The organism is Streptomyces camelliae, assembly GCF_027625935.1.
In the GTDB taxonomy this organism is placed as follows: Bacteria; Actinomycetota; Actinomycetes; order Streptomycetales; family Streptomycetaceae; genus Streptomyces; species Streptomyces camelliae.
The window spans coordinates 6,553,884-6,577,587 of record NZ_CP115300.1 but is presented as its reverse complement, the minus strand read 5'-3'; the positions used below and the strand labels follow the sequence as shown (position 1 = coordinate 6,577,587).

The 23,704-nt window shown below is 68.9% G+C and carries 29 protein-coding genes and 2 pseudogenes; 4 read left to right on the top strand and 27 right to left on the bottom strand.

Features of this window, described 5'->3' with window-relative positions:
• Window positions 1–53: 53 nt before the first annotated feature.
• Window positions 54–1,268: an acyl-CoA dehydrogenase family protein gene (locus O1G22_RS30200; RefSeq protein WP_270084209.1), complete on the bottom strand. Its 1,215-nt coding sequence runs from the start codon at window positions 1,266–1,268 to the stop codon at window positions 54–56.
• Window positions 1,269–1,407: 139 nt separating this feature from the next.
• On the bottom strand, window positions 1,408–1,875 hold the full coding sequence (locus tag O1G22_RS30195) for an RDD family protein (protein WP_270084208.1): 468 nt from the start codon (window positions 1,873–1,875) through the stop codon (window positions 1,408–1,410).
• A 210-nt stretch (window positions 1,876–2,085) separates the two neighbouring features.
• Here O1G22_RS30195 and glnA point away from each other — a divergent pair, with 210 nt between their 5' ends.
• Window positions 2,086–3,495, top strand: coding sequence for a type I glutamate--ammonia ligase (gene glnA, locus O1G22_RS30190; protein ID WP_225102308.1), 1,410 nt, complete (start codon window positions 2,086–2,088; stop codon window positions 3,493–3,495).
• Between the two features lie 155 nt (window positions 3,496–3,650).
• Here the strand turns inward: glnA and O1G22_RS30185 are convergent, their stop codons facing one another.
• The 21 genes and pseudogenes from O1G22_RS30185 to O1G22_RS30085 all read right to left on the bottom strand — a co-directional run bounded on the left by O1G22_RS30185 (window position 3,651) and on the right by O1G22_RS30085 (window position 16,774).
• On the bottom strand, window positions 3,651–4,910 hold the full coding sequence (locus tag O1G22_RS30185; RefSeq protein ID WP_270084207.1) for a tyrosine-type recombinase/integrase: 1,260 nt from the start codon (window positions 4,908–4,910) through the stop codon (window positions 3,651–3,653).
• A 76-nt stretch (window positions 4,911–4,986) separates the two neighbouring features.
• The gene (locus tag O1G22_RS30180; RefSeq protein ID WP_270084206.1) at window positions 4,987–5,259 is read right to left on the bottom strand and encodes a helix-turn-helix domain-containing protein; all 273 of its coding nucleotides are present in this window, start codon (window positions 5,257–5,259) and stop codon (window positions 4,987–4,989) included.
• Between the two features lie 26 nt (window positions 5,260–5,285).
• A complete protein-coding gene (locus O1G22_RS30175) occupies window positions 5,286–6,728 on the bottom strand; it encodes a DNA primase family protein (RefSeq protein ID WP_270084205.1) in 1,443 nt (480 codons plus the stop codon).
• The gene (locus O1G22_RS30170; protein WP_270084204.1) at window positions 6,725–7,678 is read right to left on the bottom strand and encodes a bifunctional DNA primase/polymerase; all 954 of its coding nucleotides are present in this window, start codon (window positions 7,676–7,678) and stop codon (window positions 6,725–6,727) included. Before O1G22_RS30170 ends, O1G22_RS30175 begins: the two co-directional genes overlap by 4 nt.
• A gap of 88 nt (window positions 7,679–7,766) precedes the next feature.
• Entirely contained in the window at window positions 7,767–8,255 is a 489-nt protein-coding gene (locus O1G22_RS30165) for a single-stranded DNA-binding protein (protein ID WP_270084203.1), read from the bottom strand.
• A gap of 5 nt (window positions 8,256–8,260) precedes the next feature.
• The gene (locus tag O1G22_RS30160) at window positions 8,261–8,449 is read right to left on the bottom strand and encodes a hypothetical protein (RefSeq protein ID WP_270084202.1); all 189 of its coding nucleotides are present in this window, start codon (window positions 8,447–8,449) and stop codon (window positions 8,261–8,263) included.
• Complete coding sequence (locus tag O1G22_RS30155; protein ID WP_270084201.1) at window positions 8,446–9,042, bottom strand: hypothetical protein; 597 nt, start codon at window positions 9,040–9,042, stop codon at window positions 8,446–8,448. Before O1G22_RS30155 ends, O1G22_RS30160 begins: the two co-directional genes overlap by 4 nt.
• 13 nt (window positions 9,043–9,055) lie before the next feature.
• Window positions 9,056–9,250, bottom strand: a complete 195-nt coding sequence (locus O1G22_RS30150; protein WP_270084200.1) for a hypothetical protein — start codon at window positions 9,248–9,250, stop codon at window positions 9,056–9,058.
• Complete coding sequence (locus O1G22_RS30145; RefSeq protein ID WP_270084199.1) at window positions 9,247–9,519, bottom strand: hypothetical protein; 273 nt, start codon at window positions 9,517–9,519, stop codon at window positions 9,247–9,249. The genes O1G22_RS30150 and O1G22_RS30145 overlap by 4 nt, the downstream gene beginning before the upstream one ends.
• 140 nt (window positions 9,520–9,659) lie before the next feature.
• A complete protein-coding gene (locus O1G22_RS30140; RefSeq protein WP_270084198.1) occupies window positions 9,660–11,900 on the bottom strand; it encodes an FtsK/SpoIIIE domain-containing protein in 2,241 nt (746 codons plus the stop codon).
• Window positions 11,901–12,040: 140 nt separating this feature from the next.
• Complete coding sequence (locus tag O1G22_RS30135) at window positions 12,041–12,346, bottom strand: hypothetical protein (RefSeq protein WP_270084197.1); 306 nt, start codon at window positions 12,344–12,346, stop codon at window positions 12,041–12,043.
• A complete protein-coding gene (locus O1G22_RS30130) occupies window positions 12,343–12,519 on the bottom strand; it encodes a pRL2-8 (protein ID WP_270086590.1) in 177 nt (58 codons plus the stop codon). The genes O1G22_RS30135 and O1G22_RS30130 overlap by 4 nt, the downstream gene beginning before the upstream one ends.
• Window positions 12,516–12,833, bottom strand: a complete 318-nt coding sequence (locus tag O1G22_RS30125; protein WP_270084196.1) for a hypothetical protein — start codon at window positions 12,831–12,833, stop codon at window positions 12,516–12,518. Before O1G22_RS30125 ends, O1G22_RS30130 begins: the two co-directional genes overlap by 4 nt.
• A gap of 65 nt (window positions 12,834–12,898) precedes the next feature.
• Window positions 12,899–13,228, bottom strand: coding sequence for a hypothetical protein (locus tag O1G22_RS30120; protein WP_270084195.1), 330 nt, complete (start codon window positions 13,226–13,228; stop codon window positions 12,899–12,901).
• Complete coding sequence (locus O1G22_RS30115; RefSeq protein ID WP_270086704.1) at window positions 13,225–13,386, bottom strand: hypothetical protein; 162 nt, start codon at window positions 13,384–13,386, stop codon at window positions 13,225–13,227. Before O1G22_RS30115 ends, O1G22_RS30120 begins: the two co-directional genes overlap by 4 nt.
• Before the next feature lie 23 nt (window positions 13,387–13,409).
• Window positions 13,410–13,976, bottom strand: a complete 567-nt coding sequence (locus O1G22_RS30110) for a hypothetical protein (RefSeq protein WP_270086703.1) — start codon at window positions 13,974–13,976, stop codon at window positions 13,410–13,412.
• A gap of 52 nt (window positions 13,977–14,028) precedes the next feature.
• A pseudogene (locus O1G22_RS30105) lies at window positions 14,029–14,448 on the bottom strand (DNA cytosine methyltransferase); the annotation flags it as partial.
• A complete protein-coding gene (locus tag O1G22_RS30100; protein WP_270084194.1) occupies window positions 14,445–15,095 on the bottom strand; it encodes a GGDEF domain-containing protein in 651 nt (216 codons plus the stop codon). The gene O1G22_RS30100 and the pseudogene O1G22_RS30105, both read right to left, overlap by 4 nt.
• A complete protein-coding gene (locus O1G22_RS30095) occupies window positions 15,092–16,108 on the bottom strand; it encodes a DUF2637 domain-containing protein (protein WP_270084193.1) in 1,017 nt (338 codons plus the stop codon). The genes O1G22_RS30100 and O1G22_RS30095 overlap by 4 nt, the downstream gene beginning before the upstream one ends.
• Window positions 16,105–16,398, bottom strand: a complete 294-nt coding sequence (locus O1G22_RS30090) for a hypothetical protein (protein ID WP_270084192.1) — start codon at window positions 16,396–16,398, stop codon at window positions 16,105–16,107. The genes O1G22_RS30095 and O1G22_RS30090 overlap by 4 nt, the downstream gene beginning before the upstream one ends.
• 193 nt (window positions 16,399–16,591) lie before the next feature.
• Entirely contained in the window at window positions 16,592–16,774 is a 183-nt protein-coding gene (locus tag O1G22_RS30085; RefSeq protein ID WP_270084191.1) for a hypothetical protein, read from the bottom strand.
• Between the two features lie 910 nt (window positions 16,775–17,684).
• Here O1G22_RS30085 and O1G22_RS30080 point away from each other — a divergent pair.
• Complete coding sequence (locus tag O1G22_RS30080; RefSeq protein WP_270084190.1) at window positions 17,685–18,080, top strand: GntR family transcriptional regulator; 396 nt, start codon at window positions 17,685–17,687, stop codon at window positions 18,078–18,080.
• Between the two features lie 117 nt (window positions 18,081–18,197).
• Here the strand turns inward: O1G22_RS30080 and O1G22_RS30075 are convergent.
• From O1G22_RS30075 to O1G22_RS44930, 4 genes and pseudogenes are all read right to left on the bottom strand, one after another.
• A protein-coding gene (locus O1G22_RS30075) for an IS3 family transposase (protein WP_270084189.1) occupies window positions 18,198–19,360 on the bottom strand; the annotation gives its coding sequence in 2 pieces (ribosomal slippage) (window positions 18,198–19,073 and window positions 19,076–19,360; 1,161 coding nt in all).
• A 203-nt stretch (window positions 19,361–19,563) separates the two neighbouring features.
• Window positions 19,564–20,073 carry a flavoprotein gene (locus tag O1G22_RS30070; protein WP_270084188.1) on the bottom strand — a complete coding sequence of 170 codons (510 nt, stop codon included), beginning with the start codon at window positions 20,071–20,073 and terminating at the stop codon, window positions 19,564–19,566.
• Window positions 20,074–20,123: 50 nt separating this feature from the next.
• Window positions 20,124–21,359, bottom strand: coding sequence for a helix-turn-helix domain-containing protein (locus O1G22_RS30065; protein WP_270084187.1), 1,236 nt, complete (start codon window positions 21,357–21,359; stop codon window positions 20,124–20,126).
• 177 nt (window positions 21,360–21,536) lie between these two features.
• Window positions 21,537–21,620 (bottom strand): annotated as a pseudogene (locus O1G22_RS44930) (IS5/IS1182 family transposase); the annotation flags it as partial.
• Window positions 21,621–21,787: 167 nt separating this feature from the next.
• Here O1G22_RS44930 and O1G22_RS30060 point away from each other — a divergent pair.
• Window positions 21,788–22,477, top strand: a complete 690-nt coding sequence (locus O1G22_RS30060) for a hypothetical protein (protein WP_270084186.1) — start codon at window positions 21,788–21,790, stop codon at window positions 22,475–22,477.
• A 126-nt stretch (window positions 22,478–22,603) separates the two neighbouring features.
• Window positions 22,604–23,551, top strand: a complete 948-nt coding sequence (locus O1G22_RS30055) for a reverse transcriptase family protein (protein WP_270084185.1) — start codon at window positions 22,604–22,606, stop codon at window positions 23,549–23,551.
• Window positions 23,552–23,704 lie beyond the last annotated feature (153 nt).

Here is a 23,704-nt window from a genome sequence, read left to right as displayed (position 1 = left end):
CGCCGTCGCCGGTACCGGGCAACCAGAGAGAGCCGTGGGGGGCGGTACGGCGGTCAGCGGGCCGGGGTGGGGTTCTCGGCGCCGAGGGCCCAGGCGCCGTAGGCCGCGCCGGTGGTCTCGAAGGACAGGGCCACGTGGGAGGCCGCCGTGTCGATGTCCCGCCGGAACCGCTGGACGGGGTCGGACTCGAAGTGCCCCGAGGTGCCCGTGGCCCGGAAGAGCCGCTCCACGGCGGACACCAGCAGTTCCACGGCCAGCGCCAGATCCCTCGGCCCGCGCACCGCCGCCTCGGCCGCGCCGGGCTCGTCGATGCCGTCGGCCGCCCGGGCGGTGCGCCGGACGAGGAGTTCGGCGGCGTCCACCTCGGCGGCGGACCGGGCCAGGTCGATCTGCACCGACGGCTTGTCGCGGACCAAATTGCCGCGCCGGTCCAGACGCCGCCCGGTCTGCTCGTGCGCGGCCCGCAGCGCACCCCGGGCGGCACCGACCAGCGGGGCGGCGAAGGGCAGCGCGTTCACGGCGTACATCGGGACGATGTGGCAGCGGGCGTCCGTGCCGATCGCCCGGCCCTCGTGGACCGCGGATCTGCCGAGGGTCAGATGGTCGGGCACGAAAGCCTCGGAGAGGACCAGGGTGTCGCTGCCGGTCCCGCGCATGCCCAGCGTGAACCAGCTGTCCCTGACCGAGACGTCCGGCTTCGGCACCGCGAAGAACCGCACCTCGCCGCCCCCGCCGGGACGCCCGCCGCGATGCCCGTCCGAAACGGCCTCACCCGGTACGACCGAACAGGCGAGGACCCAGTCGGCGAAGTGCACCCCGCTGATGTACTTCCACTCACCGCTCAGCCGCCAGCCGCCGGGCACCCGCTCGGCCTGCCCGGCGGGCATGAGCGCTCCGGCCAGCAGGACGTCGGGGCCGTCGGCCCAGATCTCCGCCTGCCCGGCGGCGGGCAGGAACGCGGCGTACCGGCCGGCGTACGCGGCCAGCGAGGCGGCCCAGGCGGCCGAGGCGCAGCCCTCGCCGACCAGGCCGACCGCGTGGGTCAGCTCCTCGAAGCCGCCCTCGGTGCCGCCGTGGGCCGCGGGCACGAAGTGCCGGGCGAAACCGGCCTCCTTCAGTGCCTCGACCACCTCGGGCGTGAGCCGCCGCGCGGCCTCCGCCTCCTCGGCGCACCGCGCCGCGAGCTGTGCGACCCGTGGCGCGCGGGCCACGATCGCCGAGAGGCTCAGTGCCTCGTCCGTACACGTCTGTGTGCTGTCGCCGGTCATCCTGTCCGCCACCTCCACCAGAGATGGCGGCAGTCTCACCGGGTCGGGGCGGCGCGGGCCGCGTGCCGGTCCGGCGATCACCCGACCGGGACCGGGAAATTCGGACAATCGGACGAGCCGACCACCCAGGGGTGGCGGCTCAGATACGGATCTCGACCGTCTTGGCGAGCCGGTCGTGCAGCCCGCGCCCGTCCCGGTCCCAGACCAGCGCGGGGATCGCGAGGCACAGCAGGACCGTGCGCAGCAGCGCGCGCACCGGACTGACCGTGCCGGTCTCCAGGGCCACGACCCGGATGCCGAACAGGCGCTTGCCCGGGGTGAAGCCGACCGTGCCGACGGTGAGGGCGCTCAGGAGGAAGAAGATGCCGAGGGCCCAGTTGCTGGTCGCCTGGCTGTAGCCGTGGGTGATCAGGCCGTATGCGATCAGGACGCTCATCGCCCAGTCCACGGCGAGGGCGCCGAGGCGCCGGCCGGCCCGTGCGACCGAGTTCGGCCCGCTCTCCGGGAGACCGAGCTGTTCCCCCCGGTAACCGAAGTCGGCACCGGCCTCCTCCAAGGCCTCACGAGGCCCGGAGAGCCATGATCCGATGACACGCCTGTTGTCCACCCGTCAAAGGTACTGCGCCCGGTGGCGCGCCCTGTGCCGAGGGGTGCGCCGGGGCTACGGTGGACACGTGGCTGGTTAACTTCTGCGAAACAAACGGGTCACGCCCGAGAAATCACCCGTCCCTAGGGTCGAGACCAGCGTGTGCCACCGCACTGGCCGCACGAACGATCTACCACCCCGGCGAGGACGGTCGGGAGTAGGAGGAGCTGGATGTTCCAGAACGCCGACGAGGCCAAGAAGTTCATCGCGGACGAGGACGTCAAGTTCGTCGACGTCCGCTTCTGCGACCTGCCGGGCGTCATGCAGCACTTCACGGTGCCCGTCGAGGCGTTCGACCCCGACGAGGAGCTGGCCTTCGACGGATCGTCGATCCGTGGTTTCCAGGCCATCCACGAGTCCGACATGGCGCTGCGCGCCGACCTGTCCACGGCCCGGGTCGACCCCTTCCGCCGGGACAAGACGCTCAACATCAACTTCTTCATCCACGACCCGATCACGGGCGAGCAGTACTCCCGTGACCCGCGCAACGTGGCGAAGAAGGCGGAGGCGTACCTCGCGTCGACCGGTATCGCGGACACCGCGTACTTCGGCCCCGAGGCCGAGTTCTACGTCTTCGACAGCGTGCGTTTCGCCACCTCGGCGAACGAGTCCTTCTACCACATCGACTCCGAGGCGGGCGCCTGGAACACCGGTGCGCTGGAGGACAACCGCGGTTACAAGGTCCGCTACAAGGGCGGCTACTTCCCGGTCCCGCCGGTCGACCACTTCGCCGACCTGCGCGCCGAGATCTCCCTGGAGCTGGAGCGGTCCGGCCTGAAGGTCGAGCGCCAGCACCACGAGGTGGGCACCGCCGGCCAGGCCGAGATCAACTACAAGTTCAACACGCTGCTCGCCGCCGCCGACGACCTCCAGCTCTTCAAGTACATCGTGAAGAACGTGGCCTGGCGCAACGGCAAGACCGCGACCTTCATGCCGAAGCCGATCTTCGGTGACAACGGCTCGGGCATGCACGTGCACCAGTCGCTGTGGAGCAACGGCGACCCGCTGTTCTACGACGAGGCCGGTTACGCGGGCCTGTCGGACACCGCCCGCTTCTACATCGGCGGCATCCTCAAGCACGCCCCGTCGCTGCTGGCCTTCACCAACCCGACGGTGAACTCGTACCACCGTCTGGTGCCGGGCTTCGAGGCGCCGATCAACCTGGTGTACTCGCAGCGCAACCGCTCCGCGGCCATGCGTATCCCGATCACGGGCTCCAACCCGAAGGCCAAGCGCGTCGAGTTCCGCGCGCCCGACTCCTCCGGCAACCCGTACCTGGCCTTCTCGGCCCTGCTGCTCGCGGGCCTGGACGGCATCAAGAACAAGATCGAGCCGGCCGAGCCGATCGACAAGGACCTGTACGAGCTGGCTCCCGAGGAGCACGCGAACGTCGCCCAGGTCCCGACCTCGCTGAACGCCGTCCTCGACGCCCTTGAGGCCGACCACGAGTTCCTCCTCCAGGGCGACGTGTTCACGTCCGACCTGATCGAGACGTGGATCGACTTCAAGCGCACCAACGAGATCGCGCCGCTCCAGCTGCGTCCGCACCCGCACGAGTTCGAGCTCTACTTCGACGTGTGATATCGCCCCAGGTCAGAGCGAGTATCCGCTCCCCTGGGCCGTGTCTGGGCCGTCGGCCGTGTTCTTCCTCCGCTGGAAGAGCCCGGCCGACGGCCTGTTTCGGGCCCAGCACCGCGGGCCGGTGTCGAGAGCTTCCGACCGCGCTGCCGCTCAGGTCAGTGCAGCGGCTTGGCCGGGGCCGCGCCCGCACCCGGCACGCCGAATGCGGCATCAATGGCCCTGCGGGCACGGTCCTGGCTGTTCGGCATGAGGTGCGTGTACGTCCGGAGCGTGAATCCTGGGTCGGAGTGACCGAGGTACTCGGCCAGGGCCTTGATGTTCTCTCCCGAGTCCAGCAAGACCGACGCGTAGTAGTGCCGCAATGCGTGCATACCGTGTTCGCGCGACTGTTTGAACCGCTCCCCTGGAGCCCGTTCCGGAATGACGCCGGCGGCGATCAGGGCTGGCTTCCACAGGTACATGTTGAAGTAGTTCCTGTTCAGCGCCTTCCGCTCCCGCGAGTAGAAAAGCAGTTTCGCCGTGACCGGCGGTCCGTCCGGGGTCTTCCACGGCAGAGTGACGTCGATGGGGGGCCGTCGGGTGATGTGCGCGGCGAGCGCACCCGACACCACGTCGGGCAGCGGCACGTCTCGCAGCTTGCCGCCCTTGGGTGGGGCGAACACCATGTGCGGGCCGACCAGCTTGACCTGTCGCACGACGTGCACCACTCCCCCGACGAAGTCAACTTCGTCCACGGCAAGCCCGAAGATCTCTCCCTGCCGCAAGCCGCACCCGGCACCGATGTCGGCGGTCGTCGCGTACTGGATCGGGAGTCCATCCCGGACGGCGACCACCCGGTCACGCGTCCACGGCTTGATCTTCCGCCGATCCAGTTTGGGCGCCCGCACTGAGCCTGCACGGCAGGGGTTCCGGGTCAGAATGCCGTCGTCCACGGCAGCGCCGAACACAGCGGAGACGTTCGCGAAGACCGTCCGCTGATACGACGCTGCCATCCCGGAGTCTGCCAGGGCCCGTGCCCACGTGCGGATATGGGCAGGTTGGAACGCGCTCAGGGAGCGAGAACCGATGTAGGGGAAGGCGTGCAGCCGGAACCTCAGCTCCATGTTCACGATGGTGGAAGGGTCCGTGGTCTGGGACGCCAGCCACTGAGTGGCGAACTCCCTGAACGTCTCCTTGCCGGCCGACGGGTCAACGTACTGGCCACGGGTCATGTCAGCCGCGATCTGAGTTAGCCAGGCTTCCGCAAGCCGCTTCTGCTTGTCCGGGAAAGACTTGCTGCGTTCGGTCCCATCCGGCGCGACGTAGCGCGCCCGGTAGCGCAAGCCAGTCCCGTATCGGTCGGTCTTTACCCTGCTCGTCTTGCCGTTGGACGCCGTCTCGGTCTTGTACCAACGGTCTTGGATATGGCCAGCCATACGGCGGCGGTCCTCTCGACATGCAGCAGGGAGAGCCGCACATGGCGGGCTCTCCCTGCTGTCTGGGGGTGGTTGGCTACGCGGCGCCCTGGCAGGCGCTCTTGCGCTGAATGACATAGGCGCGCACGTCGGCCGGGTCGTAACGGAGGTGCTTGCCGATGCGGAAGCCGGGCGGTCCGGTGCGCTTCCTGCGCCACTGGTAGACGGTTTCGAGCGGCACGCCGAACATGTCGGCGATGTCGTCGGGGGTGAGGTAGCGGTCCGGGAGTCCGCCGCGAAGGTTGGCGCGGGGGTCGTCTCGGACGGAGGCGGGCGCGCTCACAGTCTCCTCCACGAGTTGGAAATACATTGCTCTGAGTCGCGACTCATCGGCACTCAGCGGCTCTCAGAGAGGCTCTGAGACGCGATGAGTCGCGACTCAGGCAAATGTGGTTCGGACACGTTCAGGGTGATCCCGGTGTAGGTGACCACCTGCCGGCCGTACGCGTCGCGGGGCCGCGAGCGGCTGAGCTGGGGGACCACGGAGAGCAGGTTGCGGCCGAAGACTTGCTTCGTGCCGGGGCGGACGCCGTTGTCTTCGGCCCACTCCCGCCAGACCGCCCACAGTGCGTCCACGGGGACGCTGCACGTGGGTCCGGTGGTGCAGCGTTCGCGGATGAACGCGGACGTGGGTGAGGCGGTGTCCTGCATGGTGGTGATCGCCTCGCGGCTGGATGCCGGTTCGGTGATCCGGCCGGTTCGCTGGAGGCGGGCGAGGCCGTCGAGGGCCCAGTTCAGGATCCCGGGCATCTCTGCCCTGAGCCGGTCGAACAGGGTGGGGTCCTCCCTGCCCAGCCACGACACGGTCATGTTGAGCAGCACGAACCGGCGGGCGATGACCCCGGAGGAGTCGCCGAAGTGCGGCAGCTCGTTGGACAGGATCATCAGGCGCGTGGGGAGCTTGCCGGTCCACACCTGGCGGTACTTGCGGTCGACGTCGATGGTGTCCTCACCGGAGATCGTCAACAGCCGTTCCACGACCTGGCTGTTGTCGTTGCCGGACAGCCGGGCATCGGCGATGACCGCCAGTGGCTTGCCGATCAGGGTGGACAGCCCGAAGTTCGTGCCGAGTCCGGCGAGGGTGGGGCCGGCGAGGTTGTCTTTGCCGACCAGCTCTTTCAGCACGCGGGCGATGGTGCCCTTGCCCGAGCGGGACGGGCCGACCATGAGCAGGATCTTCTGTTGGTCGGTGCGCCCGGACAGGATGTAGCCGAACCAGTCCTGTACCGCCTGGATGGCGTCCAGGTCGTTGGGCCAGACCTCCCCCAGGAACCATTCCCATGTCGGTGCGGTGGCGTCCGGGTCGTAGGCGAAGGGGACGGAGACGAAGTTGAAGAACCCGGGCCCGTGCGGCAGTAGCGCCCGGTCGCGGATCCTCAGCAGCCCGTTCTCACACGCCACGATGGGCCCGTGGTCCTGGTCGCTCGCGTTGCCGTTGGCGTCGAACCACGTGGGCGCGTCCAGGTCGGTGGGCAGGAGAGTGATGGATCCGAGCGCGTCGAGGAGGTTGCTGATTTTCGGCTTGGTCGGTGCCCAGTCGCGTTCCTCGGGCTGTCCGTCCTTGCCGGGTGCCTGGTAGACGGCGTGTTCGAGGCGCTCGTACATGCTCTTGCGTACCTGGGCTTCGTCCAGCTCCCGCCAGCAGGTGCCGGTCCAGCGCATCCACGAGCCGCGCCAGCGCCGGTAGGCAAGCTGTCCGTCCTCGGTCTGCCAGTCGGGCAGGATGCGGCGGGCGACGGCGAGCGGGTTGGAGGGTGCGGGCAGTTCCTCGGCGGTCATGCGGCGTGCTCCTTGCCGGTGGCGAGGCCGTTGGCGACGGCCCGTTGCGCGTACGGCTCGGGGACGCCGACCGCGACGGCCGCGGCCACGATCTCTTCGCCGATGGCGTCCAGGCCGCACGGTCCGGGACACTGGGTGTGCTGGGCTGCCAGGAACCGGGCCACGCCGAACGCCTGTGATCCGGCGCCGGATTCGGTGTGGGCGGTGACCATGGCGAGGCCGCGTTCCAGGCCGGTGCGGATGTAGCGCTCGGTGTGGCGGCATCCGTGGGCTACGGACCGGTCCCAGGTGGCGCGCATGGGGAGGGAAGAGGCCACCCCGGCGCGGGCGGGGGTGGCTTCTTCCTTCACCACCAGGGCGCGGGCGGTGGACGGCAGGGACGTCATGGTGCCGGTGCCGGGTCCGAGCCAGCGGGCGTAGACCATGCGGGATTTGATGTCCACGCCGGGCCGGACGGCGTTGGCGGACTGCATGGTCCCCAGGTAGAGCCAGTGCTCGCCGCGGGTGGTGGGAACGGTCCGGGTGGCCGGGAGCGTATGGCGTGCCCAGTCCAGGGCGCGGGCGTTGTCCAGGTCCACGACGGTGAGCCCGCATCCGGCGGGGTGGTAGCCGACCACTCCGGCCGCACGCCATGCCGCAGCCCAGGCGGGGGAGGTGATCACGCGGGGGTCGGTGGTCGCTGCGGCCCAGGCGTGGCACGGGGCGGGGCAGTGGCAGGTCCCTGCGCTCTTCATGTTGGGTCGGCCGCCGCAGGCCCCGTGGGTGCAGGCGTGGCAGTTGCCGAAGGGCCCCTTGCCTTCTCGCAGGGGCAGCACCGGAACGCCCGCTTCTGCCAGGGCCAGGGCGGTCCGCAAGTGGTCACGGGCGCCGAGCGGGACGCGGAGGGAGGCGCGGCTCGTCTGGGTGGTTCGGGCCGGTTGGCCCTCGCCGAATGCCGCGTGTTGGGTCATGCTGGGGGTCTCCTGATTCTCTGCGGAGGGACTGGAGAACCGGGGCGGGCGCAGGCTTGTGGTGAGACGGCGCCCGCCCCGGGCGTATCTAGAACGGCGGTTCGTCGCCCTGCCGCCGATCGCCGGCAGGGGCGGACACGCCCCGCCCGCTGGAGGCGGGGGCGGCGGTGTTCCACGGGTCGGCGGCCGGGGCGGAGGTGACGCCCTTGCGTTGGACGCGTTCGACTTTGGCCGTGGCGAACTGAAGCGAGGGGCCGATGTCGTCCACCTCCAGGGCGAGCATCGAGCGGTTCTCCCCCTGGTCCGTCTGCCAGTTGTGCTGACGCAGACGACCGGTGACGACCACGCGCGTGCCCTTGGTCAGGCTGTCGGCGACGTGTTCGGCGAGGTCGCGCCATGCGGTGCAGCGCAGGAACATCGCGGTGCCGTCCTGCCACTGGCCGGAGGTCTTGTCGTAGGTGCGCGGGGTGGAGGCGACGGAGAACTTGGCCAGCGCGGCACCGGAGGGGGTGAAGCGGAGTTCGGGGTCGTCGGTGAGGTTGCCGACGACGGTGATGGGGGTCTCTCCCACGGCCATGGGGATCACTCGCTTTCGGTGTGGGTGGGGTTAGTGCTGGAGTCGCGGTGGTCTGCGGTGACGTACAGACGGGTGCGCTTGCCGTCGCGGGTGGGGTACCGGCGCGCGGCGCCGGTCTCGAACGCAGCGGCGAGAGCGCTGCTGACGCGGTTGGCGTCGTCCGGGGTGCAGATGACGCGGATCTCGAACGTCACCGGTCCTCCCGCGCGGTGGGGAGTTCGGGCAGCCCGGCGGACTCCAGGGCGGTGAAGTCGAAGCCGGGCAGTGCGGCGCGGTGGACGAGGGCGGCGGCGAGCTGTTCGGGGTAGGCACCGCCGGCGCGGGCCACCTCGATCTGAGCGGTGGCGCGGATGGTCTCCACACGCTCGACGTGGGCGCGCTCCTCGCGACGCTCGCTCACGTGCCGCTCGTGATCGAGGGCGTCGCGCCGGTCCTGACGCCAGTGGCGGGCGGCGAAGCAGTAGGCGAGCACGGTGGCCAGGGCCCACAGCAGCACCGGCAGGGACAGGCCGTCGGAGTACCCGGCGACGCCCGCAAGGGCGAGGCTGCCAGATACGGCGTAGCCGGTGGCGGCGAGCACGGGCTCTCCGGCGCGGGCCAGGGACACGCCCCCGGCCGCGGCTCCGGCGGCGAGGACCGCCATGAGGGCGGCGTTGCCGACGGAGTGTTCGGCGCCGTTGGCGTTCCAGATCCGGGCGAGGGCGAGCACGGTCGTGGTGGCGACGGCGGGCGCGGCCTTGGGCGCGGCGGCGGTGAGCCAGTGCCGCACGACGATGGGTTCGTTCACGGGATGCCTCCGGTCAGTGGCCGAGCTGGGACAGGAACCGGGCGAAGGACGCCACCAGGTCGTGAATCGGGCCGTAGGCGCCGGTCCCGGCGGTGAAGAACCCGAAGAGGAACAGCAGCACCGCGGCACCCGCTCCGGTCGACCTGGTCTTGACGGCGAAGAACGAGGCGATGCCGAACAGCAGCACGGCCGAGATGGTGAGGGTCACCGCGACACCTCCGGGCGGGTGTCGGTGCCCGCGCGGTAGATGCGGGCCCAGCGGTTGTAGAGCCAGCGGCCGGCGCGGATGCGCTTGCCGGTGGCGTGGCAGCGGCGGCAGTCCTTGCCGCGCTTGAGCCGTCCCTTGCGGTCGGTCTTGAGCTGGTGGCCCATGCCGCGGCACTTGCGGCAGTTGCCGAACGGCGATGCCGCACACAGCCCGACGTAACTCAGAGTGACTATGAGCAGGCAGGCGATAGCGAGGAAAATGGGGGTCACAGGGGCCCTTCCAGGCGGTTTTCAGGGGTTTCCGCAGGTGGGCCGCTAGCTACTAGCGGCCTGATCGGAGTGCGGATGGGGCGATAGGTGCGGTGCTAGGTCTAGCGGTGCACCCTGCTAGACCTAGCACCGCGTGACGGTCAGCCCGCGTCCCGCTTTCCGTCACGCTCCGCAATCGCGGCCGTGATGCGGGCCCGCTCGATGCCGCGCCGGTTGGCGCCCTTGCCGGAGTCCGTCTTGCCCCACACCTGCAAGGTGGGCACGCCGTGCGGCTTGAGCATGTAGGCGAGCTGTTCGGGCTCCCACCCGGCGTAGACGTCGGGCCGCAGCTCGGCGAGCCGGGCGACGACCGTTTCGGACCACACCTTGGGCTCCTCGGACGGGACGACGGCGAGGATGTCGGCGAGCAGGTCGTACCGGGCCGACTCGCTCACCTCGGGCTCGTGTCCGAGGGCGTACCCGGCGAGCGTTCCGGCCACCTCGCGGGCGCCGCGGGCCCGCAGAGCGATGTTCTCCGCGGCCACCGCGTCCACGAACACGGAGCGGACGATGCGGGCGTCCGCTCCCTCGCCGACGAAGTAGCAGATGCCCTTGTCGGCCCAGCTGAACATGGTGGCCCGCACGCCGCGCTTGTAGCTGGACGTGCCGAGCACCATGTCGTTCTCCAGCTGGCCCATGACCTTCAGGCACCAGCGGGCCGACGCGTTCGCGGAGATGCCCGTGGGCAGCGACTTGGCGTCCGGGCGCTGCGTGGCCAGCAGCAGCACGATCCCGGTGGCCGGGCCGCGCTTGACCAGGTCGGTGCAGATCTCCTCGAACTCCGCCCCGTACTTGGGGTGTTCGAACCACTTCTGGCACTCGTCCACCCCGATCACGATCGGGTGCAGCCCGAGCGTGGGCATGTTCGCCAGCTCGGTGGTGACCTTCGACTCCGGGCAGATGTCCCGGGGCAGGGAGCGGATCACCTTGGCGCGGCGGCGCAGCTCGCCGCGGACCTCGCGCATGTCGGCGAGCGCGTATTCGAAGTCCTCCTCGTCCTCGCCGGCGCGGTGCCGGTAGGAGACGGCGTCGCCGACCGGGTCCAGGTCGCCGGTGCCCTTCATGTCGTAGGTGTGCAGCTCGGCGCGCGGGTCCAGGGCGGCGATCAGCATGAGCAGGCGCAGAAGGAACGTCTTGCCCATGCGGGGGATCGCGCCGATCACGCCCGCGATGTACATGAGCGTGACCTCGACCCAGCGTCCGCGCTGGTCGGTGGAGAACGCGGCGGGCTTGAACAGGTCCACCGCCCCCGACTTGGCCAGCGGCCACACCGGCGCCGGGGTCTTGGACATGTCCTGATCGCCCACCCACAGCACCAGGCGGCCGGTGTGCTCGTCCGGGACCGACTCCGGCCACACGCACCCCAGCGGGCGGCGCAGACCGGACGCGAGCCGCTCGCGGCGGTCCATGACGTCGGTGACGGTCACGCCGTACGGGAGGTCGCCCTCCGCGCGCCAGCCGGGGCCGTCCCGGGTGATCGGGGCGGTGAAGGCGAAGCCGTCCCGGCCCTTGCCCTGCGCCTGGTTGATCGCCGGAATGCCCAGCGCACCCAGCGCCCGCAGCACGATGTCACTGGTGAGCTTGGGCGCGTCCGGCAGTTCCACAGCCTTGTGGATGACCGGGGCGTCCGCCTTGCGGCCGGCGTAGCCGAGCGCCATCACGACCGCGCTCACCGACACCGCTTGAAGCCAGTCGGGGGCGAGCACGTAGATGGCCAGGGCCGCGCCGACTCCGACGAACAGGGCCAGCACCGCCACCAGGGTCCGGAGCCGGACCCGGCCGTCGCGCTGCCGCGACAGCTTCAGGTACTCCGCGGCGTCCTCGCGGCGGACCGCGGCGAGTCGGACCGGTTCGCCCTCGCGGTCGGCCACCCACCGCATGGTGCCGCCGATGAACCGGGCAGTACCAGTCGGCGCCTGGAGGGTGAGGCGGGCGGCGTAGACCGGGGCCCGCAGGGCGTGGTACCCGGCAGTGTGCGCGTAGTGGCGGGCCACCCACGTCGCGGCGGTCCGCAGCTCGGCCATTGAGCGCAGCCACACCGGGACGACCGCCCGGCGCCGGGCACCCGCGAGCCGACCGAGGTAGCCCGGACCGGTGACGGTCGGGGTCGGCTGGTCGACCATCACGCGGACGGTCGGGTCGGCCGATTCGGCACCCGACCGAGCCGCGCCGGAGTCGGGCGACCGGTCGACATCCGGTCGGGCAGTCGGGTCGGCCGACTCGGAGCGGGCCGACCGGGCCTTGTCGAGGTCGACCACCTCTCCCCCCGAGTCGGGGCGGGAGTCGGCGGCCATCTCGGCTTCGAGTCGGTTGAAGAGTTCGTTGTCGTCGGGGTGGTTCACTGAGGTTCCTTCCACTTTCGGGTGTGAGGGAGAGCGGGCCCGGCCGTCGCTGTAGGAGGTGGGCGGCCGGGCCCGTGGAGCGATGGTGAGTGCTGCGGAGAGCAGGACAGGGGGCGCATTCGTGCCCCCGTCGGCGCGGGTCAGCGGCCGTGCCGCTCGCGGTTCTCCGCGTGGCTGAGCTGGGACGGTTCGGTACGCTCGCCGTCGGCCCAGCAGAACGGGCGGATGCCGTCGGCGGCCTTGAAGACGCGGATGGCAACGCCGTGCGGGGCGTCCGGCAGGGCGTAGACGCGTCCGCTCTCCAGCGAGGCCAGTAGTCGGGCACCGTGGTGCTCGCACCCGTCGGCGCCGGCGTTGACGGCGTCGAGCACGGTCACCACGGCCGGACCGACGCAGTCGGTCGGGTCCTCGGGGTGGGCAGCGGGGCAGCGACGCTCCACGCTCACCACCAACTCGACTTCGTCTTGGGCACGATGTAGGGGCAGCCGTTGACCATGTGGTCCACGCACTGCGGGCAGTCCTCGCGGGGCCGCAGCTTGCGGTGAATGCTGCGGTCGTAGGCGTGCTGCCAGCACTGCGGGCACTCGCCCGGAGGCGTCTGCTGTGCGGCCACGGTCACCACCACCCCGAGGACTTCTTGGCGGCCTTGGCGGTGGCGGCCTCGTGCACGATGCGCTGCCGCTCGGTCTGAAGCGCGGTGATCTCCGCGGACAGCCGCGTCTCGGCCGATCCCCACGCGGTCTGAAGCTTCCGTTCGGCGCGCGCCGGGCTGTTGCCCCGGACGACCTTGTAGGAGCCGCCGGCCAGCGCGGCGAGGACGGCGCGCCGCTCGCGGCCATTCAGCGGCCACATCTCGCGCTGTTGGACGGCCTTGAGCTTGCGGGTGGTCTGCTGGATCTCGCGGTCCAGGCGGCGGGTGTCGGGCTTGGCCATGGTCAACCCCTCCTCGGGGCGGTGTGTCGTCCGGCGGGCGCACGGCCCGCCGTGAGCAGATGGGGTCACAGGTCGAACAGGCCCGGCGCGTCGCCGACCGGGGCCGTGGCGCTGGCACGGCGGGCGGCGGCGGTGTGGCAGTCCGGGCACCAGGCGCGCAGCGCGCCAGCGGGGAGGCGGGCGGCGGCGACGTCGGAAGCGAGCGGGTCGGCGGGCGCGGCCATGAGCCGCACCCGGCGCCCGTGCTTGCTGGTGTAGTGGTCGTGCTCGTGCGGGCACCTGCCGTCGCCCTTGGCGTGGGGGTTGCCGCACTCACCCGCGCACTGGCAGCGGTAGCCGGCCGCCTCCATCACCGTGCGGAAGAGCGCGGCGCCGACGATGGGCTGTGACTTCACGCCGCTGCCCTCCCCCACGCCGGAGGTTCGGACCGGCTGAGCAGGAGGCGCAGGGCGGCAACGGCCTGGGGAGGCACCACGCCGTTGCCGAGCGCCTTGAGCTGCGCGGTGCGGGACAGGCCGGGGACGGCGGTCACGTGGCCGTCGTCCAGGGCCATGAGCCACTCGACGAACGGCGGGTTCAGCCGTCCCAGAGCGTCAGTTGGCCCGGGGGCGGGGCGGCCGATGACCTGCGCCCACCTCTCGATCGCGGTGGTGTACTCGCCCCAATCCGGTGAGCCGCCGACGGCAGCGTGAGGTCCCCCTTGCTGCCACGCTGATTCGGGCCGCCCTCCTCCCCGTCCGTCGCACGCGGAGTCGGCAGCAGCGAGCCCACCTCGGCAGCCAGGCTCTTGCCGTGCGTCCCGGCTTCCTGCGACGGCGACCGCTTGGTCTGCCGGTTCTCGTTCGCCGACGCCCGCGGGGTGGGCAGCAGTGCCCCGCTGAACGTCAGGTCCGTCAGCGTCGGTGAGCTGCTGCGAGGGTTCCGGGCCGTCGCCTGACGGGAACCCTTGGAGTCCCCGACCAACGGCGTCGGCAGCAGGGAGACGACGTGCCGCAGGTTCATCCCGCCCTGTGCCGCGTGCCCCGCCCCCGTCGCCTCCGAGGTCGACGGCGTCGGCAGCAGCGAGCCGACCACGGTGGGCAGTTGCCCGCTCTGCCCACCGCCGCGCCAGTCCCGGGCCGCCGGAGTCGGCAGGCCAGGCATAGAAGAACAGGCGGTTGCGCCGGTGGGCGGCGCCGATATCCGACGCGCGTACACAGCACCAGTCCGCATCGAACCCGAGGGCGGCAAGGTCTCCAAGGACGGTGTCGAAGCCGAGTGAAAGGTGACCTGCGACGTTTTCAAAGACCGCGAGGCGGGGTCGTAGAACCCCAAGGGCGCGGGCGATGTGCGGCCAGAGGTGCCGGGCATCCTTGGTCCCCTTCCGTTTGCCCGCAGTGCTGAACGGCTGGCACGGATAGCCGCCGATGTAGATGTCGACCGGTTCGACGCCGTGCCAGTCCAGGGCGGTGATGTCCCCGAGGTTCGGCACCTTCGGGTGGTGGTGGGCGAGGATGAGCGAGGCGCCGGGGTCGTTGTCCGCCACCCACGCCAGCTCCCCGCCGAACACGGCTTGGACGGCGATGTCCAGGCCGCCGTATCCGGTGCAGACCGAGCCGATCCGCGGGGCGTTCATGCCGCCACCCCCACGACCGGGGCGTCCGTGCGGGCGCCGGTCCGTCCGGCGCGGCGGCCGGTGACAGTGGCGAACAGCCGGCCGAGCCCCGCGCGCCGGGTCCCTGCGCGTGCCTGCTTGGCCGCGTACATCGCCTCATCCGCCCGCCGCAGCAGTCCGGACAGGTCGTCGCCGGGGAAGTCCGCGGCGCGCACCCACCCGAGACTGACCGTGGTGCGGACGGCCGGGTCCTGGCCGTCGACCGGCCGGGCCAGCACGCCGTGAAGGACGGCGAGCAGGTCACCGGCGGTGCCGTGGTCGTCGATGAGCACGGCGGCGAACTCGTCGCCCCCGAGTCGCCCGGCGACCCCGGAGCGGCCGACGTGGTGGGCGAGCCGGTCGGCGGTCGCCTTGAGCAGGGCGTCACCGGCGGCGTGCCCGTGGGTGTCGTTGATGTGCTTGAACTTGTCGACGTCGGCGAGGACGACGACCGCGCGCGGGTCCTTGAGCAGGGTTGTGGCGCGGCGGGTGAAGCCGTCGCGGGTGCGTAACCCGGTGAGCGGGTCACGCCGGGCGGTGTTCAGGCAGCCGCGCAGCCACCACACGTGGACCGCCCACCCGACGGCCAGGGGCAGTACGGACAGCAGGACCGTGGCCAGGGTGTTCACGCGGCCACCCCCTCAGGGGCGCTCTCCGCCTCGTTGACCGGGGCGGGGGCGGCGTACAGGGGGTACGCCGCAGCCCGCTCGTCGAGCAGGGCGTCACGCACCTGCCGGGCGGGACGGGCGCCGCAGTGCAGCGCCTTGCGCAGCGCTTCGGCGTTGATCTCGCCGTTCGTCCAGTCGGCCGTGATCCTGCGTGCCTCGGCGAGCAGTTCGGCCGCCGTGCGCTGTGGCGTCTTGGCCTTACTCCTGGCAGGCCGCTTGCGGGGCGGCTTCGGCGCCACCTGCTCCGGCTCCTCCGGGACCTGTTCCGGCTCCGGCGTCGGGGCGGGCTTGATGTCGGCGGCGGCCGGGGCGAGTTCTCCCAGTCGCAGCAGGACGCGTTCGCGACGCGGGGTCTGGCGACGCCACGTGCGGCCGTAGCGCTCCCGCAGGTCCGCGCGGGCCAGCAGCCGTTCCCTCTCCAGCGCGAGGGCGTCGGCGTAGGAGGTGACCTCCCACAGCGTCATCCGACGCCACAGAGCAAATGTGGAGCCCGGGGCCAGCAGCCAGCGAGAGAACCGGATCTTCTCCATGCGCCGACCGGTGACGGCGCCGATGCGGACGGCGTAGACATGGGCGCCGATCTCGGAAAAGACCACCCACAGCAGCGGCATCGTGCCGTGCGCCACCTTCGCCGACAGAGAGTGCCCAGCGGCGACGTTCAGCCCGCAGGTGACCAGGGTGAGTACCCAGGGCACGAACCGCACCCACGCCAACGCCATGTCCAGCCGGATCAACAGCAGGTTGGCCAGGGTGAACACCGGAATGGCCACGTCGATCGCGATGGGCAGGATGTGCGGCTGAGAGAAGCCCCAACGGGCAGCGGCGAGAGACACCGCGTCGAAGGAGGAGACCAGGCCCAGGACGCCGACAGCGGCGGCAGCGAGCGCGCCGACACCGGCAAGACCCATCTCCGGCTTCGTCAGCGGCGGGACCGCCGGACGTTCCGCGGTCTGTGCCGTTTCGGCGGCGTTCATGCCGCCGCTCCCTTTCGCGACGGCCGCCGGCGCCCGGCCGGGCGGGTCAGCGGGACGACGTTGAACAGCTCAGGGGCGTGCGCCTCGATCACCTCGGCGACCACCCGGCTCACGTCGTCCGGAAGCTCGGGGTTCTCGGCGAGGATGTCGCGCGCCGCGTCCAGACGGGCCGCGCGCTCCTCGTCGGTCTCGCCCTCCACCCCGAGCCACAGCTCAGCCGGGGTGCCCAGGGCCAGTTCGATGAAGTCGTTCACGGAGACGGCCTGATGACCGCCGATATACGTGCGCATGGGAGGGCTCCTGATACGGAGGGACTGGGAGCCGGAGGGACCGCAGGCGTGTGGTGAGACGGCGACCACTCCGGAGTCCCCTGCCGCGAGCGCGGCGGGGAGAGTGCCCCGGGCCGGATTCGATCCGGCAGCGTCATGCCGGGACCGGGGCTGGATGTTCCGGGTTGGAGTTGGAGGCGCTGGCGCGGTTCGATCAGCCGGTGATGCGGATGTTGCGAGCGGTCTTGCGCCGGCTGGCGAACTCGCGACCGATGGCAACCTCGGCCTCATGCCGGGTGACCATGAAGTGGTCGAAGGTCGCGGTGTCGGAGACCTCCTCCGTCTTGCCGGTGTCCAGGTCGGTGACGGTCGCGGTGAAGCGGTAGGTACGGTTCACGTCAGGCTTCTTCCTGCTTGGCGGATAAGTGGCGGCGTGTGCCCCGGGCCGCGTTCGACGCGGCGCCGTCACGAGGGAAAGCCGGCCGGGAGCCGGACCCGGCCTTCGACCATCGGGGCGGCTGGAATCAGCGGCCGGTCAGGACCGCGTGCGGATGGGGGCGGGGCGGACGGACGGGAAGCGGCGGTTTCGTCTTGCCGTGCTCGGTGTCGGCCATCAACGGCCGCCCTGGGCACGGGCGTTGTCCTCGCTGCGCTTGTTCGCCTCAGCAGCCTTCCGGGCCAGTTCCGCCCGTTCGGCTTCTGTCAGACTGGTGACCACAGGTGCCTCCTCAGTAGGTGCCTGTACGCGGTCCTCCGGGGTGCCACCTGGGGGACCGCTCTGGTTTCTCATCAAACGGGCAGGCCACCGACGTGATGCCGGCGCCCTGCCCGCATGACGAGTGACGGGAAAGCCCGTCACTGTCGTCTCGCGGCTTCCGTCTGCGCCTTGCTCCGCCTCCTTTGGACGGCGCACGGTCACCGCGTCACTCAGTCGTCACTCGCTGAGTCGATCTCCCTGGAATGGCTACCTGTCATGGACCGGGTGCAGCCCAATCACCGGGATCCCCGCCGATCCGATCCCTGGGTCCACGCCCGAGGGTCAGACCAACGGCTTAGCCGATGACACCGATCGATCCGTGAAGACGACGGACTTTTACGTCTCCCCTACCGCTCGAACCGCGTGTAAGCGGGTCCGGCGGGGACGTTCGTGGCGCGTTTTTGCAGGTCAAGCACTTGCAGGCACGGCGAGGAAGTCCTTTCGGGCCTCTCGTTCCGGCGTGATTACAGATTGACCTAGGTCAATCTGACTGTCAAGCGGGTCCACCGAAGGATCAGAGATTGACCTAGGTCCGGCTACTCTCGATGCCATGGACCAGAGCCCCGAAGCGCCCAAGCAGACGCCCACGGCCAAGGAGATTGCGGCGCAGTTCCGCGAGAAGATCACGGGCCCCGACCGCGAGTACGAGCCGGGCGATCAGCTGCCAGCCGCTCGCAAGCTCGCCAAGGAACTTGGCGTGCAGCTCATGACCGTTCAGAGCGCGTTCGGTCAGCTCCGTGACGAGGGGTTGGTTCTCACGCAGCAGGGCCGCGGGACGTTCGTCCGCGATCCTTCTGTGCCCCTCGGTAGCGAGCCGGGCAGTAGCCCGGCGTTCACTGCCCTGGCCACGGAACTCAGCACGATTCATGACGCCCTGCGCCAACTTGGCGAGCGGCTTGATCGCCTTGAGCGGCTTGTCGGTAGCGAGACTCCACCGTCGCCGTGAGTTCGTCCGCGCGCCTCAGCAGTCGTTCGACCTTGGCGCGGGCCTCGCTCAAACTCGCTTTGATCAAAGCGAGTTCGGCGGGAGTGGGTCTGATGCAGGTTTGGGTGACAGGTTCGGTTACGCAGCCTGGAGGGCCGGTGTGGTCATGACGGTTTCGTATTCGACAGGTGTCAGCCAGCCGAGCGAGGCCTGTCGGCGGCGTCGGTGGTAGGTCCTCTCGATCCAGGTCACGATCGCGATCCGCAACTCCTCGCGGGTGGTCCAGCTCCGGCGGTCGAGGACGTTCTTCTGCAGCAGACTGAAGAAGGACTCCATGGCCGCGTTGTCGCCGGCCGCCCCGACTCTCCCTATCGATCCGACCATCCGGTGGCGATCGAGGGCCCGGACGAACTTCCGGGACCGGAACTGCGAGCCGCGATCGCTGTGCAGGATGCACCCGTCGACGTGTTCCCGTCGGGCCACGGCGTTGTCCAGGGCGGTCACGGCCAGGCGGGACTTCATCCGCGCGTCGATGGAGTAGCCCACGATCCTGTTGCTGAAGACATCCTTGATCGCGCAGAGGTACAACTTGCCTTCGGCGGTGGCGTGTTCGGTGATGTCGGCGAGCCACAGCCGGTTCGGGCCGGTCGCGGTGAAGCTGCGGCTCACGAGATCGTCGTGCACCGGCGGGCCGGCCTTCCTGCCCCGGCCACGCTTCTTGCCGAACACGCTCCACCAGTTGTTGTCCCGGCAGATCCGCCACGCGGTCCGGTCCGCCATCCGAGCCCCGGCACTACGCGCTTCATCGGCCAGGAAGCGGTAGCCGAATTCCGGGTCCTCGCGGTGAGCGTCGAACAGTGCGTTCGCGCGGTACGCCTCCTCCAGTACGGCGTCGGCCATCGGCTTGTCGAGCCAGCGGTAGTAGGGCTGTCTGGCGAGCTTCAGCACCCGGCACGTCACCGTGACGGGCACCCCGTCCACGGCCAGCTCTTTTACGAGCGGGTAGATCCTTTTCCCGGCAGATGCGCCTGCGAGAGATATGCCGCGGCCCGGCGCAGGACCTCGTTCTCCTGCTCCAGCAGCTTGATCCGCCGACGCGCTTCCCGCAGTTCCGCGCTCTCGTGGCTGGTCACCCCGGGCTTGGGCCCGTCATCGATGTCCGCCCGGCGCATCCACTTCCACAACGTCATCGGGTGGACCCCGAAATCGGTGGCCACCTGCTCGACCGTGACACCCGGGCCGCGGTTCCTCGCGACTCGCACGACGTCTTGGCGGAACTCTTCCGGATAGGGCTTGGGCACAGCGACATCCTTCCCACCCGCCCTGCAGGGCAAGCCAGTTCAGATGTCACCCGATCGTGCATCAGACCCAGTCATGCCTTCCAGCTCGCCGCTTTGCTCATTGATCCCTGACATGCCAATGAGCATGTGGCCCGGAACGGCAGAGGACCCGGACAGACTGTCCGGGTCCTCTTTCCTTGCAGGTCAGACGTGTTGACGAATCGTCATCGGGTGGCCGCATCCACTGTGTCGAGCACTGCCGACCAGGGGAGCGGGCGACCCGCCGGCGCCTCCCGAGGCTCGTACAGCGGCCATACATCCGGGCCGTAGACGACATGCACGCCCCCAGCCCGGAGGGTGTCGATGTGGTGCTGCCACGCCGGATGGCGAGCGTGCGCCGCGTTCACCCGGGGGAAGACGACGACCGGCAGGCCTAGGGTGCCGATGGCCTCGCCCACCTGTGTAAGGGCCTGGTTGTCCATCAGGCCGGTCGCGAGTTTGGCGATCATGTTCGCCGACGCGGGAGCGACGACATAGCAGTCAACCGGCGGGTGCGGGCGGGCCTCGCCGGGCAACCGCGGCTCATCGCGAACGGGCAGGCCGGTCAGTTTCTCCAGCCGCTCCGCCTCGCCACTGAGCCTCAGCCACTGAGCCGCGGTCGGCGTGAGCGTGATGGCCACCTGCCAGCCGCGTTCCATGGCGGGCTCCACCAGGCCCGTGCGCAGGGCCTCCACGCCTCCAGCTGCGGACCCGACGACCCCGAGCACTCCACGCTTGACTGAACTCACTGCACCGCCCTGCACCGCTGAGCCATCACGAACACTTCGGATGAGCGCGAGCCACCAGTGACCGGAGACTGTTTGATCAGGTCCCGCAGCGTCTCGCGCACCCTGGGATTGTTGCGCACGAGCTGTGGCGAGGTGCGCTCAGCCGTCCGAAGCTCCGTGAACGCCTCATCGCCCTGTCCGACGAGCGAAAGGGCGCGCGCGTAGTCGATCCGGTGCGAGACGCTGCGTTCCTGCGGCATGTGGTCGACGTTGATCCGTCCGTGCTCCACCACGTACGAAACGTTGTCGAGGTCCAGCTCAACGGACAGACGGTGAAGCAATACGTTCGTCGGCCCAAAGCCGGTCTGCCAGTAGTTCTCATCCGACCCGAGATCGTCCGCGAGTTCTTCGGCCCGGTTCAGCAAGCCGGTCGCGGTGGGTCGGTCCTGGTGACGTGCTGCCGCTACGGCGGCGCGTAGGTGGATCATGCCCAGCAGGCTCAGCGCCACGGGGTCGCTCTCGGTGACCCGGGAGGACAGCCATGCGGCGGCCGTGTTGCCCAGCTCCAGCGCGTCGTCATACCGGCCGTTTGCCAGTAGGGCGTGTGTGCCGGAACGTGCGGCCGATGCCAGTACCAGGGGATCGTCTGACTCGTCAGCGGCCCGCATCGCACGCTCGGCGGCAAGCCATGAGATGTCTGACTCACCGATCTTTGCGAGCGTCGTAGCTGCGAGGTGGTGTGTGCGAGCCGACACCGCCCAGCAGTCGCTACGGTCGTCGCCGCGGCGTGCCGCTCGCTCTTCAAGTTCCTGAGCGGTCTGCAAGAGCGCCGGGAGAGCCGCGATGACGCTGCCGAGCCGCCCGCCCTGGTAGTCGTTCCATGCTTGCTCCACGCGCATGGCCACGGGGGCCGGCGTCGGAAGCTGCGCATCGGCTTCGGGACCGAAGAGCAAGCGCGACAGACGCCGCGGGCTCATGAGCGCGTCGCGTACGGCCGGGACGTCGTCCTGCTGCCTCTCGTCTTCCATGAGCACGGTCTGACCGAGCAGGTCCCCGAGGGGCACGCGCAGGATGCGCGACAGCTCGGCAAGCATGTCGATACGCGGCGGTTTCCGGCGCCCCGTTTCGATCTTCGCCAGCCAATCGGTGCTCCGGCCGACCAGGCCGGCCAAGACCTCTTGCGTGTAGCCGCGACGCTTGCGGTAGAACGCGATCCGCTCGCCGATGCTGAGGTGATCTCCAAGACCACGCATTGCGTGCTGCCTCCTGCTGGTTGGGGGCTGGTTTCACGGTACCCAGGTGGTCGCGAGGCTGGTAGTTGGCCTCGGTCAGCGCTTGGTCAGAACCAGGGGCAACGGATAGACGTCAGGAGACCCGGACACTGTGTCCGGGTCTCCTGAGGGTTGCGAACAGCCAGAACTTCTCTACTCCATCAAGGCAACTCGGTCCTCCAGCGGCAGCCGCCACGGCCGGCCACGCTGAACGTCACCGCCGCGACGCCACTCCCACGCCACCCCGCCGATGCCCCAGCCAACGCACCAACCGCCTCACCGATTCCGGGACAACCTAACGGCAGGTTGTCCTACTCTGCGTAGAGCCAACGCGTCTTAGCGCGACGACGCGGACGGATTGGCGGCGTTGCGGCAGGCCTCACGGAAGGTTCTTTGCGGTGAAGCTATTTATGGACGAGTCAGGAAACGGAAACACCTCCCAGCCGCTGATCGTCGGCGCAGTTGAACTGGGCGAAGATGCAGATGACATAGAGCAAAGAATTAAGGATTTGCATGCAAGGCTATCCGCGAAGAGCAGCTTGGCCGGACTTACCAGCTTCGAAGAATTTCGCAGGAACGGCTTTCACAGCTCGACCGATCCACTAGAGGTCTCCGGCCCATTTCTAGAGCTCATGCGGACCATCTTCTTTAGGTCATACATGGTCGTAACCGATCGAACAGGCGTCCTTGGCGACACGGAATCCGGACTGATCGAGTACATGTATGTGAAATTGCTGAGTGATCTATTGATCCGCCATCGACATGAATCTGAGTTGCTTTGCTATATAGAGCAGAGCGAGGGAATGGCGGCAATTATTCGCCGACTTCCCGGTAACGTCGTCAGGCAGGCCTACAAGACGATCGGCGAAGCCGCACCGTTGCCGCAGTTGAATATCACAATGGTCGCTAAGAGTGACTACATGTCTACGGCCATCATCGACTATGTCATGGCGGCAGTAAGTAGATGGATCCAAGCGGACTGTACCACAAAACCGAAAGATTGGGCCTATAGGGCATTCCGCGAGCTTGAGCCGTCCATTTCCATGCTCTATTCATTCGAGCACGGTCGCATCTCTAGCCGGAAGGACCCACTTCATTGATGTATGATACGATCGCGTGCGAGGTAGGGTCGCGGTCAACATTGTGCGCGAGTTCGCGTGCGTTGCATGATAGTCCTTGCATGGGAGTGCGGCCCTACCTCCTGATGTCCCACCACAGGGGGGCCCGTGCCGTACTCGGTTGACGACTTGGCAGAGCAAGCCGGCGTATCGGTTGAAATTCTAGAACGGCTGTCTTTGATTCTCCCTGCGGGTGCCGGGCGTATCTATGACCAGCGGATATACCGCAAGAAGCACGGCGGCATACGAGAAGTATTTAATCCGAAGCCGCCATTCGACGCCGTCAGCAAGAATTTGCACCGGAGTTTCACAAGCCGGTTGTCGTATGAGGCTCCCGACCATGTTCACGGATTTGTTCGCGGGCGTTCTACGATCAGCAACGCCAGTCAGCACCTGGCAAAAGCGTGCGTACTGCGCATGGATCTTGAGGATTTCTTTCCGTCGATTGACGCGGCAAAAATAAAGGCCTCATTGCGGGAGCAAGATTACGAAGAAAAGGCCGCCGACTTTGCTGTCAATCTCGTCACTATCGGCGGCAAGCTACCGATCGGACTTAGTACGTCGCCCCTCTTGTCTAACTTGGCCTTCCTGAGCACAGACCGCTCCCTCGCCGAGTATGCACAGTCGGAGGGTCTGTCGTTTACGCGTTATGTAGACGATCTCACGTTCTCTGGCGATGTCACTGACCGCCATTCAGTGGATATCGCTCAAATCCTCGACGACGCTGGCTGGTCGGTGAACACGCGCAAAACCGCTTTCATGCGCCGCGGCGGTCCACAATATGTCACCGGCTTGTACGTCGGCGAATCGGATAGTCCGCGGATTCCGCGTCAGGTAAAGCGTAAGATGCGATGGATCTTGCACGTGATATCGAAATTCGGTTACTACACCTACATGACAGAGTTCGGCGGCGCGGAAGAGGTGATGCTTCGGCGTCGTCTGTTGGGCTGGGCATGCTATATCGCCGCAGTCGAGCCAGACGTAGGCTACCCACTACTGCGGGCATTCGATGAGCTGGTTCCGGACCCGGATCAGGATATATACGATCTCCTCTAGGTCTGCCCCATCACCGGGCCGTCTGTGGGCCGTCCGAGGGTGGCCAACGACTACCAACAACGACGAACAACGACAGCGTCCTCGCTGGTCACAGCGGCCCCTTGAACAGGGCCCCAAGGTAGCGGCGCTGCATCATCACTTCTTCGACGTGTG

Coding starts and splice junctions, on each gene's coding strand:
- O1G22_RS30095 (WP_270084193.1), bottom strand. CDS start 16,108: ATGAACGCCGCCGAAACGGCACAGACCGCGGAACGTCCGGCGGTCCCG.
- O1G22_RS30165 (WP_270084203.1), bottom strand. CDS start 8,255: ATGGCCGTGGGAGAGACCCCCATCACCGTCGTCGGCAACCTCACCGAC.
- O1G22_RS30200 (WP_270084209.1), bottom strand. CDS start 1,268: ATGACCGGCGACAGCACACAGACGTGTACGGACGAGGCACTGAGCCTC.
- O1G22_RS30065 (WP_270084187.1), bottom strand. CDS start 21,359: ATGCGTGGTCTTGGAGATCACCTCAGCATCGGCGAGCGGATCGCGTTC.
- O1G22_RS30090 (WP_270084192.1), bottom strand. CDS start 16,398: ATGCGCACGTATATCGGCGGTCATCAGGCCGTCTCCGTGAACGACTTC.
- glnA (WP_225102308.1), top strand. CDS start 2,086: ATGTTCCAGAACGCCGACGAGGCCAAGAAGTTCATCGCGGACGAGGAC.
- O1G22_RS30185 (WP_270084207.1), bottom strand. CDS start 4,910: ATGGCTGGCCATATCCAAGACCGTTGGTACAAGACCGAGACGGCGTCC.
- O1G22_RS30175 (WP_270084205.1), bottom strand. CDS start 6,728: ATGACCGCCGAGGAACTGCCCGCACCCTCCAACCCGCTCGCCGTCGCC.
- O1G22_RS30170 (WP_270084204.1), bottom strand. CDS start 7,678: ATGACCCAACACGCGGCATTCGGCGAGGGCCAACCGGCCCGAACCACC.
- O1G22_RS30110 (WP_270086703.1), bottom strand. CDS start 13,976: ATGCCTGGCCTGCCGACTCCGGCGGCCCGGGACTGGCGCGGCGGTGGG.
- O1G22_RS30080 (WP_270084190.1), top strand. CDS start 17,685: ATGGACCAGAGCCCCGAAGCGCCCAAGCAGACGCCCACGGCCAAGGAG.
- O1G22_RS30125 (WP_270084196.1), bottom strand. CDS start 12,833: ATGGCCAAGCCCGACACCCGCCGCCTGGACCGCGAGATCCAGCAGACC.
- O1G22_RS30180 (WP_270084206.1), bottom strand. CDS start 5,259: ATGTATTTCCAACTCGTGGAGGAGACTGTGAGCGCGCCCGCCTCCGTC.
- O1G22_RS30115 (WP_270086704.1), bottom strand. CDS start 13,386: ATGGCCCTGGACGACGGCCACGTGACCGCCGTCCCCGGCCTGTCCCGC.
- O1G22_RS30060 (WP_270084186.1), top strand. CDS start 21,788: ATGGACGAGTCAGGAAACGGAAACACCTCCCAGCCGCTGATCGTCGGC.